At 72.6% G+C, this 13,105-nt stretch carries 15 protein-coding genes and 1 pseudogene; all 16 read right to left on the bottom strand.

Features of this window, described 5'->3' with window-relative positions; translation table 11 throughout:
- Positions 1-8 precede the first annotated feature (8 nt).
- The 16 genes and pseudogenes from dprA to rpsP all read right to left on the bottom strand — a co-directional run bounded on the left by dprA (position 9) and on the right by rpsP (position 12,953).
- Entirely contained in the window at positions 9-1,136 is a 1,128-nt protein-coding gene (gene dprA / locus ACSMHG_RS10775) for a DNA-processing protein DprA (protein ID WP_435744669.1), read from the bottom strand.
- Entirely contained in the window at positions 1,133-2,719 is a 1,587-nt protein-coding gene (locus ACSMHG_RS10770; RefSeq protein ID WP_435744667.1) for a YifB family Mg chelatase-like AAA ATPase, read from the bottom strand. Before ACSMHG_RS10770 ends, dprA begins: the two co-directional genes overlap by 4 nt.
- On the bottom strand, positions 2,719-3,087 hold the full coding sequence (locus ACSMHG_RS10765) for a YraN family protein (protein ID WP_435744665.1): 369 nt from the start codon (positions 3,085-3,087) through the stop codon (positions 2,719-2,721). Before ACSMHG_RS10765 ends, ACSMHG_RS10770 begins: the two co-directional genes overlap by 1 nt.
- A 113-nt stretch (positions 3,088-3,200) precedes the next feature.
- Positions 3,201-5,108 (bottom strand): TadE/TadG family type IV pilus assembly protein, encoded by a 1,908-nt coding sequence (locus ACSMHG_RS10760; RefSeq protein ID WP_435744663.1) that lies wholly within the window; start codon positions 5,106-5,108, stop codon positions 3,201-3,203.
- Positions 5,105-5,563, bottom strand: coding sequence for a TadE/TadG family type IV pilus assembly protein (locus ACSMHG_RS10755; RefSeq protein WP_435744661.1), 459 nt, complete (start codon positions 5,561-5,563; stop codon positions 5,105-5,107). Before ACSMHG_RS10755 ends, ACSMHG_RS10760 begins: the two co-directional genes overlap by 4 nt.
- 144 nt (positions 5,564-5,707) lie before the next feature.
- The gene (locus ACSMHG_RS10750; protein WP_435744659.1) at positions 5,708-7,327 is read right to left on the bottom strand and encodes a pilus assembly protein TadG-related protein; all 1,620 of its coding nucleotides are present in this window, start codon (positions 7,325-7,327) and stop codon (positions 5,708-5,710) included.
- Positions 7,324-7,743 carry a TadE/TadG family type IV pilus assembly protein gene (locus tag ACSMHG_RS10745; protein ID WP_435744657.1) on the bottom strand — a complete coding sequence of 140 codons (420 nt, stop codon included), beginning with the start codon at positions 7,741-7,743 and terminating at the stop codon, positions 7,324-7,326. The genes ACSMHG_RS10750 and ACSMHG_RS10745 overlap by 4 nt, the downstream gene beginning before the upstream one ends.
- A gap of 128 nt (positions 7,744-7,871) precedes the next feature.
- Positions 7,872-8,180, bottom strand: a complete 309-nt coding sequence (locus tag ACSMHG_RS10740; protein ID WP_435744655.1) for a DUF2469 domain-containing protein — start codon at positions 8,178-8,180, stop codon at positions 7,872-7,874.
- Entirely contained in the window at positions 8,177-8,968 is a 792-nt protein-coding gene (locus tag ACSMHG_RS10735) for a ribonuclease HII (RefSeq protein WP_435744653.1), read from the bottom strand. Before ACSMHG_RS10735 ends, ACSMHG_RS10740 begins: the two co-directional genes overlap by 4 nt.
- 13 nt (positions 8,969-8,981) lie before the next feature.
- Positions 8,982-9,776: a signal peptidase I gene (gene lepB / locus ACSMHG_RS10730; protein WP_435744651.1), complete on the bottom strand. Its 795-nt coding sequence runs from the start codon at positions 9,774-9,776 to the stop codon at positions 8,982-8,984.
- A 36-nt stretch (positions 9,777-9,812) separates the two neighbouring features.
- Complete coding sequence (gene rplS / locus ACSMHG_RS10725) at positions 9,813-10,166, bottom strand: 50S ribosomal protein L19 (RefSeq protein WP_435744649.1); 354 nt, start codon at positions 10,164-10,166, stop codon at positions 9,813-9,815.
- A 199-nt stretch (positions 10,167-10,365) separates the two neighbouring features.
- Positions 10,366-10,725, bottom strand: coding sequence for a GNAT family N-acetyltransferase (locus ACSMHG_RS10720; protein WP_494338340.1), 360 nt, complete (start codon positions 10,723-10,725; stop codon positions 10,366-10,368).
- A gap of 120 nt (positions 10,726-10,845) precedes the next feature.
- Positions 10,846-11,514 (bottom strand): annotated as a pseudogene (trmD, locus tag ACSMHG_RS10715) (tRNA (guanosine(37)-N1)-methyltransferase TrmD); the annotation flags it as partial.
- A 16-nt stretch (positions 11,515-11,530) separates the two neighbouring features.
- The gene (gene rimM, locus ACSMHG_RS10710) at positions 11,531-12,079 is read right to left on the bottom strand and encodes a ribosome maturation factor RimM (protein ID WP_435744647.1); all 549 of its coding nucleotides are present in this window, start codon (positions 12,077-12,079) and stop codon (positions 11,531-11,533) included.
- An 83-nt stretch (positions 12,080-12,162) separates the two neighbouring features.
- Entirely contained in the window at positions 12,163-12,402 is a 240-nt protein-coding gene (locus ACSMHG_RS10705; RefSeq protein WP_435744644.1) for an RNA-binding protein, read from the bottom strand.
- 2 nt (positions 12,403-12,404) lie between these two features.
- Positions 12,405-12,953, bottom strand: a complete 549-nt coding sequence (gene rpsP / locus ACSMHG_RS10700) for a 30S ribosomal protein S16 (protein WP_435744642.1) — start codon at positions 12,951-12,953, stop codon at positions 12,405-12,407.
- Positions 12,954-13,105: the final 152 nt, after the last annotated feature.

Raw genomic sequence — 13,105 nt, 5'->3', positions numbered from 1 at the left:
GGCCGGCCTCACCGGAGAGCCAGCGCGGCGAGCCGCCAGCCGGTGTCCCCCTGCTCGACGAGCCCGAGGTCACGCAGCCGGTCCAGGCTCGACCGGACGTCGAGCAGGGCCAGGCCCGCCGTCCGCGCGATCGAGTCGGCACGTGCTCCCGTGGCCACCGGCACCGCATCGAGGACCTGCTGGTGCCGGAGCGTGAGCCGGTCCCGCGCCCGCTCGGGACCCTGCGGCCGCGGCAGCAGGTGCTCGCCCACCTCGCCCACGAGCTCGAGCACCTCCTCCCCCGAGGTGACCAGGGTGGCGGCGCCCGTGCGGACGAGCTGGTGCACGCCCTGGGACGGCGCGCTCGTCACCGGGCCGGGCACACCCATCACGGCGCGGTTGAGCCGCGCCGCCCAGTTCGCGGTGTTGAGGGCGCCGCTGCGCACCGCCGCCTCCACCACGACCGTGCCGCGGGTGAGGGCCGCGATCACCCGGTTGCGGGCGAGGAAGCGCAGCCGGGTGGGTGCCGACCCGGGCGCCAGCTCGGAGACGACCGCCCCCTCCGCGGCCAGGTGCTGGAGCAGGTTCCGGTGCGCCGCCGGGTAGGCGCGGTCGACGCCGCACGCGAGGACCGCGACGGTCGGCCCGTCCGCGGCCAGGGCCCCTCGGTGCGCGGCCTGGTCGATCCCGAAGGCCGCACCGGAGACGACGGGCGCGGACGCCGCCGCGAGAGTCGCCGACAGCGTCGCGGCCACCTCGGCGCCGTACGTCGTCGCGGACCGCGACCCGACCACGGCCACGGAGGCCCCCAGCGCGTCCAGCGGCAGCGGGCCCCGGACCCACAGGCCCAGCGGTGGTCCGCCCCTCCCCTGGACCTGGCCGGCCCTACCGAGGTCGTCGACCTGCTCGGGCCACTCGTCGTCGCCGGGGATGACGAAGCGGATGCCGAGCCGCTCGGCCACCTCGAGGTCGCGGACCGGGTCGGTCTCGTCGAGCCGGAGGGCGAGGTCGCTGCGGAGGCCGGCGAGGTCGAGCTCGGCCAGCAGCCGCTCGTGCAGGAGGGTCGCCCCGAGCTCGGCCACGAGGCCACCGATGCGCGGGTCGCCGGGCTCGCCGAGCCGTCCGAGGGCGACGCGGGCCAGGCGCTCGTCGCTCATCCGGCACGCTGCCCGAGGTCGGTGAGGAGCAGCGGCTCCCCGGTCCGGAGCCGCAGCGCAGTCTGCAGCTCGCTCTCCCCGGGTCCGGCCCCGCCTGCCAGGTCGGCCACCGTCCAGGCCAGCCGGTGGACCCGGACCGCACCACGACGGGTGAGCACCCCCTTGCCGATCGCCTCGTCGAGGAGCTGCTGCGCCGGGGTCGTCAGCGGCCACAGCTCGCGGAGGGCGGGCCCGGGCACGTGTCCGTTCAGCCGCCAGCCGCATCCGTCGTACCGCTCCTGCTGACGACGACGCACGGCCTCCACCCGGCTGCGGATGTCGGCCGACGACTCCGGCGGGCCGAACGCCGCGGCACCGGGGCCCCTGACCGGCGCCACCTCCCGGGTGATGTCGATGCGGTCGCTGAGCGGGCCGGTGATCCGGCTGCGGTAGTCGCGGCGCACGCGCTCGCCGCAGGTGCACCGGTTGTCCCGGGCGGTCGGGGCGTAGTCACCGCACGGGCAGGGGTTGCACGCCACGACGACGATGGCGCGGGCCGGGAAGGTCGCCGACTCCTCGCCGCGCGCGATCGTCACGTCGCCGCTCTCGAGGGGCTGGCGCAGCGCCTCGATCACGTCGGTCCGGAAGAGGGGGAACTCGTCGAGGAAGAGCACCCCGTGGTGGGCGCGGCTGATCTCCCCGGGCCGGACCCGGCCGGTGCCACCCCCGATCAGGCTGGCCTTGCTGGCGTCGTGGTGCGGCGCGGCGAACGGCGGTCGGGTCAGCATGCCTCGCGCCGGGTCGAGGACCCCGGCCAGGGAGTGCAGCGCGGTCAGCTCGAGCGACTGCTCGTGGTCGAGGTCGGGGAGGAGCCCCGGAAGACGCTCGGCCAGGGTGGTCTTCCCCGCGCCCTTGGGGCCGGTGAGCATCAGGTGGTGGCCGCCCGCGGCCGCGACCTCGAGGGCGTACCGGGCGTCCGGCAGGCCCAGCACGTCGACCATGTCGGTGTCGTCGAGCCGGTCGTCGCCGCGCCAGGTCAGCAGCTGGCTGCCGGACTGCTCCGCCACCGGCGGAGCGTCGGGCACCTCCTCGCCGGCGAGCTGAGCCGCGACCTGGGCGAGCGAACGCATGCCGTAGACGGCGACCCCGGGGACCATGCAGGCCTCGGCGGCCTGCGGCTCGGGGACGTAGACCTCGGTGATCCCCCGACGGGCGGCGGCCAGCACCATCGGCAGGACGCCGGGGACCGACCGCAGCCCCCCGGCGAGGGTGAGCTCACCGAGGAAGAGGCAGCCCACCAGGCTGGAGCACGGCACCGTGCCGTTGGCCGCCATCACCGCGACCGCCATCGCCAGGTCGAAGTGGGTGCCTCGCTTGGCGAGGTCCGCGGGGCTGAGCAGGATCGTCACCCGCTTCGTCGACGGCCAGTCGAGCTCGCTGTTCATGATCGCCATCCGGCAGCGGTCGCGCGCCTCGTTGAGCGACACGTCCGGACGTCCGACGACCGTGGTGCCGACCAGCCCGGGCGAGACGTCGGCCTGCACCTCGATCAGGTGGCCGACCGCGCCCTGCACCGAGACGGTGTGGGCGGTTGCGAACGGCATCAGCCGATCCCCCGGACGTGCTCGATCTCGGCGGCGCCCCGGCGTGGCAGCTGGACGCACACCATGTCGATCCGCGCCTCCAGGTGGGGGACACCGTGCTCCTCGAGCCACCGGACCGCCAGCCGGCGCAGCCTCCGGACCTTCAGGTCGGTCACCGCCTCGTGCGGGGTCCCGCCGATCCGACCGGTGCGGGTCTTCACCTCGCACACCACGACCGTCCGCCCGTCCCTCAGGACCAGGTCGATCTCGCCCTGCGCGCAGCGCCAGTTCCGGTCGAGGACCGCCATGCCTCCGGCGACCAGGTGCCGAGCCGCGAGCGTCTCGCCGTACTGCCCCACTGCGTGGTTGCGTGCTGCCGTCGTCGTCATCTGTCGACCTCCTGAGCAGGAGGGTGCCGTCGCGGACCGGGCCCCGCCGACCGCTGCGCTCGCCACTGTGGACGGGCGCCGCCCGCGCCGCCCTGTGGACGACAGCCGGGCCGTCAGCGCACGAGCCGAGCCACCTTCATCCCCACCACGGGGTCGTAGCGCACGGTCGGTGCCGTCGCGTCGATCGGGAGCGCGTCCTTGTGGAAGACGAAGACCTGGATGCCGGCGACCTGCTGCCCGCCGCCGTTGAGCACGACGCCGTTGGAGGACGACGCGTCCGTCAGGTCGCGGGTGCTCGTGGAGCTCTCGTCGGTGATGAAGGCGGGGACGAACTCGCGGATGGGCTGGAACCCCTTCTGCACCCGGTCGGCGGCCTGGACCACCGGGAGCCACACGAACCGCGGTGAGCTCACGACCGACGGGTCGAGCATCGCGGGCGTCACGCCGGAGGGCTGGCTGATGTCGTCGAGGGAGGCACCGTTGCGCAGGAAGCAGGAGAGCACGTCGTTGTTCACGCTGGCGCCGCCGTGCCAGACGTCGACGCGGCCCGGGCAGGTGGTCCCGCCACGCGCCGCGGCGATGCGACCGGGAAGAGCACCCACACCGGTCAGGAAGCCCGGTCCGAGCGGCGAGACCCGGTTGCCTGGGAGCCCGGCGATGCAGTTGCGGCCGTCCTCGGGCACGTCGTCGAGCCGGGCGTCCGCGAGTGCCTGACCGCCGACGACGCACTCCTTGCTCGGCGCCACCCCCACCGGGAACCGGTAGGGCTCGAGCAGGTGGTCGAGGCCCGCTGCGATGTTGAGCGCCAGGGCCTCACCCGTGCCCTCGCCGGTCTTGCGGGGGCTGTCGAGCTGGCCGAAGTTCCCACGCTGCTGCCCCACGCATCCCACCGCAGCGGGGTCGTCCACCACGACCTCCGAGTCCATGCCGCTCCCGGGCACCGGCACGGGCTCCGCCTCCGGCTCGGTGACCACGGCGGGCTCCTCGGGGGCCGTGCCGGTGACGGTGAACGTCTCGTACCCGACCGAGATCTGCGGTGCCTTGCTGTCGTTCTTCTGCTGCACGATGCCGTACACCCGCCAGGTCCCGGGCTTGGAGGTGACCTCGTCACCGATCTCGAACGGCGGGACGATCAACGGGTCGGTCTTCCCGACGTCCATGGCCGCGTAGTCGTGCCACGACCCGTCCGGGGCGACGAACCGGATGGACGCCCGGTCGATGTTGCTCGGGATCATCGTGAGCCGGAGGTTCCCGACCTCCAGCGTCTGCCCCACTCCGGCCGTCGACGGCGCGACCGGCCCGACGATCTCGTGGGATCCCTGGACGACGTCGGCCGGCAACGTCGTGGTCGACGTCTCGGACGCGGTCGGCTCCGCCGTCGTGGACGTGTCGGTGGACGTGTCCGTGGTGGTGTCCGTGGTGGTGTCCGTGGTGGTGTCCGTGGTGGTGGTGTCCATCGCGTCGAACTTGCCCGGCCCGCCGCCCGGCGCGACGTCCAGCATCGCGGGGCCGAGGGCGCAGCCGCTCGGCAGCCAGAACGGGAGCACGCTCTCACCGCGCGGTATCGCCGAGAAGGCCTGCACCGAGGCGCTGCGCTGGACGTCGGTGCCGGAGAAGCCCATCACCCCGGCGAGCCCGAAGTCGACGCGCGCTGTGGGCGCCACGACGGTGAGCTGCGCGCAGTCGGTGAAGCACGCTAGGCCGTCCGCGTCCTGGAAGGTCACCTCCCCGTCGGCGGTGACGCCGTTCAGGAGTGCGGTGGGCTCCACCGTCGTCTGCCCGGACGCGGCGTTGCTGGTGAGGTACGCCGCGACCTGGGCGGCGATGAGCCCCTTGGTGGCGTCCGTGGCCGGGAGCAGGTGGCCGACGCTCAGGGCGGTGATGTCGACCTGCTTCTGCACCGAACGCTCGCGCGCCCAGGCGTTGCCCAGGTCGACCGCCATGGCGGCGACGGAGAAGAGCACGACCGCGAGGAAGCCGACCATCAGCGCCACCGAGCCGCCCTCGTCGCGGCGCCTCACACGCACGCCTGCGGGATGACCGGGACGAACTCGACGCGTGCCTCGGCGCTGGTGGAGACGAGCCCGCCGTCCACGAAGGGGAGGAACGGCAGCTGCAGGTCGGCAGCGGGGAACTCGACGCGCACCTGGACGGTGTCGCCGACGTTGATGGTTCCGAGCGGAGCGGCGTCGACGTAGGAGCGGGTGATCAGGGCGGCGCCACCGGCGCCGTTCAGCGACTGGACGGCCGCGCGGACCCGCGAGTCGAACTCCGCGCAGGTCGCCGGCGTGCCGACGGCGGACATCCGTGCGGCGTCCCGCGCGATGTCACTTCCGCCCTGCATGGTCCAGAAGTACAGGCCGTACTGGATGGTCCCGAAGACCAGCAGCAGCAAGAACGGCAGCACGAGCGCGAACTCGAGCGCAGCCGCTCCCCCCTCATCACCGCGGCGCTTCTTGTGCCGACGGCAGAACAAAGTCCCGCTCCTCCCTGCGACCCCCGAATGGTCCGAGGTCTCGAGCGTAGACAGGTCCGGCACCGCTGCGGGGGCTGATGGCCCGAGGTGACTAGAAGGTCTGTCCGCTCGGCGTATGCCACGTCCGGGCGCAGGGCGAGCCACTCAGCCGACGAGCCGGGGCTCTCCGCAGGACGGGGTGGGCTTGGCGTAGATCTTGGCTCCCGCCAGGTCCGAGCCGAGCGCTCGCAGCACCGGCGTGAGCAGAGCGGCGTCCAGGCCCTGGATGAGCGGGTTCACCACCACCGAGAGCAGGGGCGAGATGAGGCCGTCGGTGAGGATCCCGAGCGGGATGCCGAGCAGCGTCAAGCCCGAGGTGTCCACCTTGAGCCAGGGCAGGCCGCTGTTGCCGGTGCCCACGGTGCCGGGCACCTCGTAGCCGTTCGTCGCGATGTCGATGTCGACGGTCTGGGTGTTGGCAGGCGGGGCCGTACCGGTGATCTTGACCGGTACGTTGGCGATCGGGATCGAGAACAGGCCCAGGTCGAGCGACACGGAGACCTTCAGGGTCAGGTCCACGCTCACGATGCTCGTCGTGGCGTCGATCGTCACCTTCTTCGGGTCACAGCTCACGTCGCTGAGCAGGCCGGAGGTGCTGGCGACGTGGATGGAACCGCTCAGGCCCACCTTCGCGACGCCCGGGACGTTCACCTGGGCCTTCTGCAGGTCCAACCGCACCTGGGCGTCGTGGGCCTCTGCCTCACCACGCCGGCCGCAGCCGATCTGCGGGGCCTCGATGACGGTGAGCTTCGCCGCGACGCCGGCCAGGGGCCCGAGGTTCACGTTGAGGCCGGGGATCGCCACGGCGTGGTCACCGTTCGCGACCAACGCGCCCGCCGTGACGAGGTCGAGCACGTTGAGGGTGGCGTCGAGGCCGGCGTGCGCGCCCCCGGCTCCCAGGTCGATCAGCTCGCCCAGGCGGACCTGCCCGACGTCCAGCCCGGCAGCGATCTGCTCGAGGAGGAGGACCTGCGCGGTCGACCCCGAGTCCTTCGTGATCGCCTTCGCGAGAGCGAGGTAGAAGTCACCGATGCTGACCAGCTCGCCGCCGTCGATGAGCTCCTGCATGGTGCCGGCTCCGAGGTCGACGCCGAGGAAGGTGAGGAGCGAGACCTCGGCGTTGGCGAGGCCCTGGTGGTCGGCCACCGTCAACGAGAGGTCGCTGCCGAGCGCACCGAGCAGCGGCCCGAGGATCGGCGAGGCCCCTGCTTCCAGGGAAGCGGCGTAGGAACCGACCGAGAAGCACGCACCCTCCTCGGCCATCGCGATCGCCGACCGACATGCGCTTCCCCCGCCGGGCGCGAACGCGAAGTCGACGCTTCCGACGACCACGACCAGGACCGCGTTGGCGGGCTCCCCGGCTGAGGCCGGGTCGCGGAAGTAGGAGTTGTACGGCGAGCCCGAGCAGCCGAGGGACTGGTCGGCGATGTACGTCGCCGACGGGCCGATGTAGCCCTCGTGGACCTCCACGCCGGGCTGGTCGTCCAGCATCCCGCGGGTGCGCCAGGCTGCCGTCCTCCCGATCGCGTCGCTCACCGGTTCGCCGTTCCCGAGGAGCCGCACCATGTCCATCGCCGTGGTGTCCGCCACCGCCTGGGCATCGCGGCGCACGACGCGCTGCTTGCCCAGGTCGACGGCGAAGGCAGCCATGACCAGCAGCACCGTGAGCACGACCGCGGTGAGTACTGCCACCGCGCCGCGCTCGTTCCTCGTCCGGCGGCTCATGGGCTGGTCGGTTGGGTGATGCGGGCGACGGAGGTGTAGCTGAGCGTGTCAGGCAGCGCGAAGTCGTAGAACAGCTTCGGCTTGCTCCCGTCGGCCGCGTAGTTCCACGTCACCGTGACCTCGAGGCAGTCGCTGCAGGCAGCACCGATCGTCGCGGCGCACGAGAGGTAGTCGGAGTCGCCGGCCGGACAGGCCGCGTCCAGCACGTCCTCGACCGCCGTGAAGGCGATTTGCTCGTGGTCGGCGTTGGCGGGTGCCGTGGCAGCCGCCCGCGCCCCCTCAGCCGCCGCCTGGCTGATGCTCTGCCGGAAGCTCAGGAGGTAGCCGTAGCTGATGATGCCGAACAGCAGCATGATGAGGATGGGCGCGACGAAGGCGAACTCGACGGCGGCCGCACCGCGATCGGCACGTCGCACCGCCCTCTTGCTCCCGGTCACCCGAAGCTCCCTCGCCTTGTCCACGGCAGGCCCCAGGACCGCCTTGACACCCGGCCACGACCCTAGGACCGATGGCCGCGGCTGTGGGGCGGAATAGCCCGTTCGGACTACGGTTTCGGCGGATCGATGTCCGAAGGTTGGAGCTCCTCGACGTTCACGTCCTTGAACGTCAGCACCTTGACGTTCTTGGCGAACCGGGCAGGGCGGTACATGTCCCAGACCCACGCATCGGACATGGAGACCTCGAAGAAGACGTCGCCGTTCTCGGTGCGGGCCTTCACGTCCACCTGGTTGCACAGGTAGAAGCGCCGGTCGGTCTCGACGACGTACTTGAAGATGCCGACGACGTCGCGGTACTCGCGGTAGAGCGTCAGCTCCATCTCGGCCTCGTACTTCTCGAGGTCCTCGGCACTCATCGCGCCTCCCGGTCGCTGCCGCTGCATCCCATCGACCTGACAGTAGTGGTCTCGACAAGCTCGACCACCGAGGGATCGACCGACTCGACCACCGAGGGATCGACCGGCTCGACCACCGAGGGATCGGTCGACTCCTCGAGGCCGGCGGCGCGCCGGACGTTGACGAACCGCATCCGGTGCACCGGGGAGGGACCGTGCGCCAGCAGGGCCGCGGTGTGGGTCTCGGTGATGTAGCCCTTGTGCGTGGCGAAGTCGTACGCCGGCCAGTCGGCGTCCAGCTGCCGCATGATCCGGTCCCGGGTCACCTTGGCCAGCACGGAGGCGGCCGCGATGCAGGCTGCGACCCGGTCCCCCTTCCACACCGCCAGCCCCGGCACACCGAGCCCGTCGACGGGGAACCCGTCGGTCAGCACGTACGCCGGGGGCACGTCGAGCAGCGCGACGGCCCGGCGCAGCGCCTGCACGTTCGCGACGTGCATGCCCAGCCGGTCGCACTCGTCGTGGGGCACGACCACCACCGACCACGCCACGGCCCGGCGGACCACCTGCTCGTAGCACCGCTCGCGGGCCTTCTCGGTCAGCAGCTTGCTGTCGGCGAGGCCGGGGACGACGCCCGCCCTGCCGGACGGGAGGATGCAGGCGCCGGCGACGAGGGGCCCGGCGCACGCCCCGCGGCCCGCCTCGTCGACGCCGGCGATCGGGTCGATGCCGTGACGGCGCAGCGCCCGCTCGTAGCCGTAGAGCCCGGCGTCGCGGCGGACGGCGGAGCCTCGGGGCAGGACGCTCACGGTCGCGCGGGGGTCAGGAGGGGTCGGGCACGTCCGCGAAGGCGTCGGGACGTCCCACCCACTCGAAACGGTCGGCCGGCCACAGCAGCAGGAAGACCTTGCCCACGACCGAGTCCACCGGGACGTAGGGGTTCTCGGTGCAGTCGGTCGCCTCGGGCAGGCAGAGCTTCTGGCTGGAGTCGGCCGAGTGCCCCCGGTTGTCGCCCATCACGAAGAGGTGGCCCTCCGGCACCGGCCCGGCGGACCAGCTGCAGTTGCCGGTCATCGGCCCGCGACAGTCGATGCCCTTCTCGGACTTGACGTAGGCGTCCTCGTTGAGCGGCTTGCCGTTCACCGAGATCCGGCCCCGGTCGTCGCAGCAGGTGATCGTGTCGCCCTCGACACCGACGACGCGCTTCACGAGGTGCCCGCCGGAGGGGTAGAGCCCGATCTTGGCCATCACGGAGGTGACCGCGTTCGTCGGGTCGCCCTGCTCGCCCGGTCCCAGCCAGCCGCCCGGGTCCTCGAAGACGACGACGTCCCCGCGCTCCGGCTCGCCGCCGAACCAGTAGGACATCTTCTGGACGAGGATCCGGTCGTTCTCGACCAGGCCGGGCTCCATGGACTCCGACGGGATGTAGAACGCCTGGACGAAGAAGGCCTTGATGACCACCGCGAGCACCAGCGCGATCCCCAGCAGCAGGATCGTCTCCTGCCAGACCGGCAGGTGCCGGCGCTTCTTCTCCTCCGGAGACGACGAAGACCGCGACCCCTCCGACGTGCCGGCGCTTGCGTCGGCGGGATGGAGGTCGCGGTCTTCGGAGGTCACGCGCAGAGTCTAGGGAGGTGGTCCGCTCGGGGCGGATCAGGCCTCGCGACGCTCCTTGATCTTGGCGGCCTTGCCGCGGAGGTTGCGCAGGTAGTAGAGCTTCGCCCGGCGCACGTCACCGCGGGTCACGACCTCGATCTGCTCGAAGATCGGGGAGTTCAGCGGGAAGGTGCGCTCCACACCGACGCCGAAGGAGACCTTGCGGACGGTGAACGTGCGGCCGATGCCCGAGCCCTGCACGCGGATGACGACGCCCTGGAAGACCTGCACACGGGAGCGGTTGCCCTCGACGACCTTCACGTGGACCTTGATGGTGTCACCGGCGCGGAAGTCGGGGACGTCGGAACGCTTGGCGGCATCGCCGAGCTCGGCGACCAGCTTGTTGCTCATGGGTGCTCCTCGCGAGTGCCACAGGTCAGCCGCGGTGTCGGAAGGTTTCGAAGGTGCGGGCCCAGCACGGGTGGCCGGCGGCGCAGGACTCCCCCTGTGGCAGGAGCCCGGCACAGACCCCCCGCGTGTTCCTCGGGGCGGTCCTTCGGCCGACTGGGCCGGTGGACGAGTCTGCCACAGGCCCGCGACGGCCCGGAAATCAGCCGCCGGAGCGGCGCTTGGTCATCCGGACCACGCCCGGCTCCACCTCGCCGGCGTGGCGGTAGCCAGCCTTCTTGTACATCCGCTGGTTGCGCAGGCTGCCCGCCCCGGTCACCAGCTGGTACGACGCCGCGCCCGGCGGCGCCGCGGCCTCCACCGCCGCGAGCAGCGCCCGGCCGAGCCCGCGGCCGGCCACGTCGGGTGCCACCATCAGCCGGCCGACGTGCCAGACGTCGCCGTCGAGCGAGCCGCGCACCGCGCCGACCAGCCGACCGGCCGCCCGGGCGACGAGCACGTGGTCCCGCTCCACCCAGGCGCGCACCTCGTCGTACGTCTCGTGCAGGGCGGGGATCCGCACGTCGGGGTTGTCGTGCTGCTCCGCCACCCAGCACGCGCGCTGCAGCACCAGCACCTCGGCCGCGTCGGCGGGCCGCGCCGGCCGCAGCTCGACGCCGTCGAGCACCTGCGAGGGCGGCCACAGGTCGGGCCGACGCTCGGCCGTCCGCCGCACCGCCTCCCCGTGCCGCCACGCCGCGATCGCCCCGTGGTCGCCCGACAGCAGCACCGGCGGCACCTCGTGGCCCCGCCACGACGCCGGCTTGGTGTAGACGGGGTACTCCAGGAGGCCGTCCTCGTGGGACTCCTCCACCAGCGACGCGGCGTTGCCCATGAAGCCGGGCAGCAGCCGCACCACGGCCTCGGTGATCGCCAGGGCGGCCACCTCTCCCCCGTTGAGCACGTAGTCGCCGATCGACACCTCGTGGACCTCGGCGACCGTGCGCGCGTGGTCGAGCACCCGCTGGTCGATGCCCTCGTACCGGCCGCACGCGAAGACCAGCCGATCCCGGGTCGCCAGCTCCCGGGCCAGGGCCTGGCTGAACGGCACACCCGAGGGCGTGGGCACCACCAGGGTCGCGCCGGCCACGGACAGCTCGTCGAACGCCTCGCCGAACGGCTCGGGCTTCAAGACCATGCCGGCCCCACCGCCGTACGGCGTGTCGTCGACCGTGCGGTGCCGGTCGTGGGTCCAGCGGCGCAGGTCGTGGACGTGGACCTCGAGCAGCCCGGAGGCGACGGCCCGGCCGGGCAGCGACAGCTGCAGGGGCGTCAGGTAGTCGGGGAAGATCGTCAGGTAGTCCAGCCGCACCGGGCCATCTCCTCGCTCAGGCGTCCTCGGGGAGCGGCGTCACGAGCCCCGGGCGGTCGGCGACGACCACCCGTCGGGCCGCGAGGTCGACCTCGGGCACGAGCGCCTTGACGAACGGCACGAGCGCCTCCCGGCCCGACGGCGTGCGGATGGTGAGCAGGTCCTGGGCACCCCCGTGCACGAGCGCCGAGACGGTGCCGAGCTCCGTGCCGTCGAGGTCGTACGCCGACAGCCCGACCAGCTGGTGGTCGTAGAACTCGTCGGGGTCCTCGGGCGTCTCGTCGGCGGGCACGGTGGCGTGCAGGACGAGGCCGCGGGCGGCCTCGGCGGCGGTGCGGTCCGCGATCTCCTCGAAGGCCACCAGGAGCCTCGTCTGGTGCCAGCGGGCGCCCTCGACGGTCAGCTCGCGCAGCGGGTACGCCGAGCCGCGCGGCGCCTCCACCCGCAGCCGGGCCCCCACGGCGTACCGCCGCTCGGGCTCGTCGGTGCGCACGTCGACCGTCACCTCGCCCCGGATGCCGTGCGGCTTGCCGATCCGGCCGACCACCAGCTCGATCGTGTCCACTGCTGCTCCCTCTCGACGGGTCCAGGAAGGGCGAACGGGTGCCACCCCGGAGGGCGGCACCCGTTCATGGTCTCGACCAGCGATCAGCGTCGGTCGACGTCCACGAAGTCGACCCGCGCCCCGTCACGACCCGCGAGGGCCGAGACGACGGTGCGGAACGCCGAGGCGGTGCGGCCGCCGCGCCCGATCACCTTCCCGAGGTCGTCGGGGTGCACCCGGACCTCGAGGATCGACCCGCGGCGCAGCTGCTTGTCGCGCACGGTCACGTCGTCGGGGTGGTCGACCACCCCACGGACGAGGTGCTCGAGCGCGTCGGCGAGCACGATCAGGCCTGCTTGTCCGCGTCAGGACGGTCCGGGTCGGCGTCCGACTTGGTCTCGGCGGTCTCGACCGCCTCAGCCTCCTCGGTGGCGCCCTCGGGCGTCTCGACGGCCGGGACGGGGGCCGGCTCGGCCGGCGCCTCGGCGGCCGGCTCCGCGGTCTCCGCCTTCTTCGAGGCCTTCTTCGTCACGGCGTCGCTGGAGTCGCCGCTGTGGGCCTCCTTGAGCGCCTCGTTGAAGATCTCGAGCTTGTCGCGCTTCGGCTCGGCGTGGCGCAGCGTGCCCTCGGCACCCGGCTCACCCTTGAACTTCTGCCAGTCGCCGGTGACCTTGAGGATCGCCGCCACGGCCTCGGAGGGCTGCGCGCCGACGCCCAGCCAGTACTGCGCCCGCTCGGAGACGACGTCGATGTACGACGGGTCCTCCTTGGGGTGGTACTTGCCGATCTCCTCGATCACCCTGCCGTCGCGCTTCTTGCGGGAGTCGACGACGACGATGCGGTACTGCGGCACCCGGACCTTGCCCAGGCGCTTCAAACGGATCTTGACGGCCACAGCTGTGGTGTCTCCTCAGATGTCGTGTGTGGTGAGGCGCACCGTCACCAGGTGGGGACCGGGCCGGGCTCCTCGATGGGCCATGTCGCGTCCGGGTGAGAGGGTCCGGGCGCGCAGGACTCAGCGGGGAAGTCTGCCAGACCCCGCGGACC

The sequence above is a fragment of the Nocardioides ureilyticus genome (assembly GCF_051280745.1).
GTDB lineage: Bacteria > Actinomycetota > Actinomycetes > Propionibacteriales > Nocardioidaceae > Nocardioides.
This window is presented reverse-complemented; position numbering and strand designations above follow the sequence as displayed.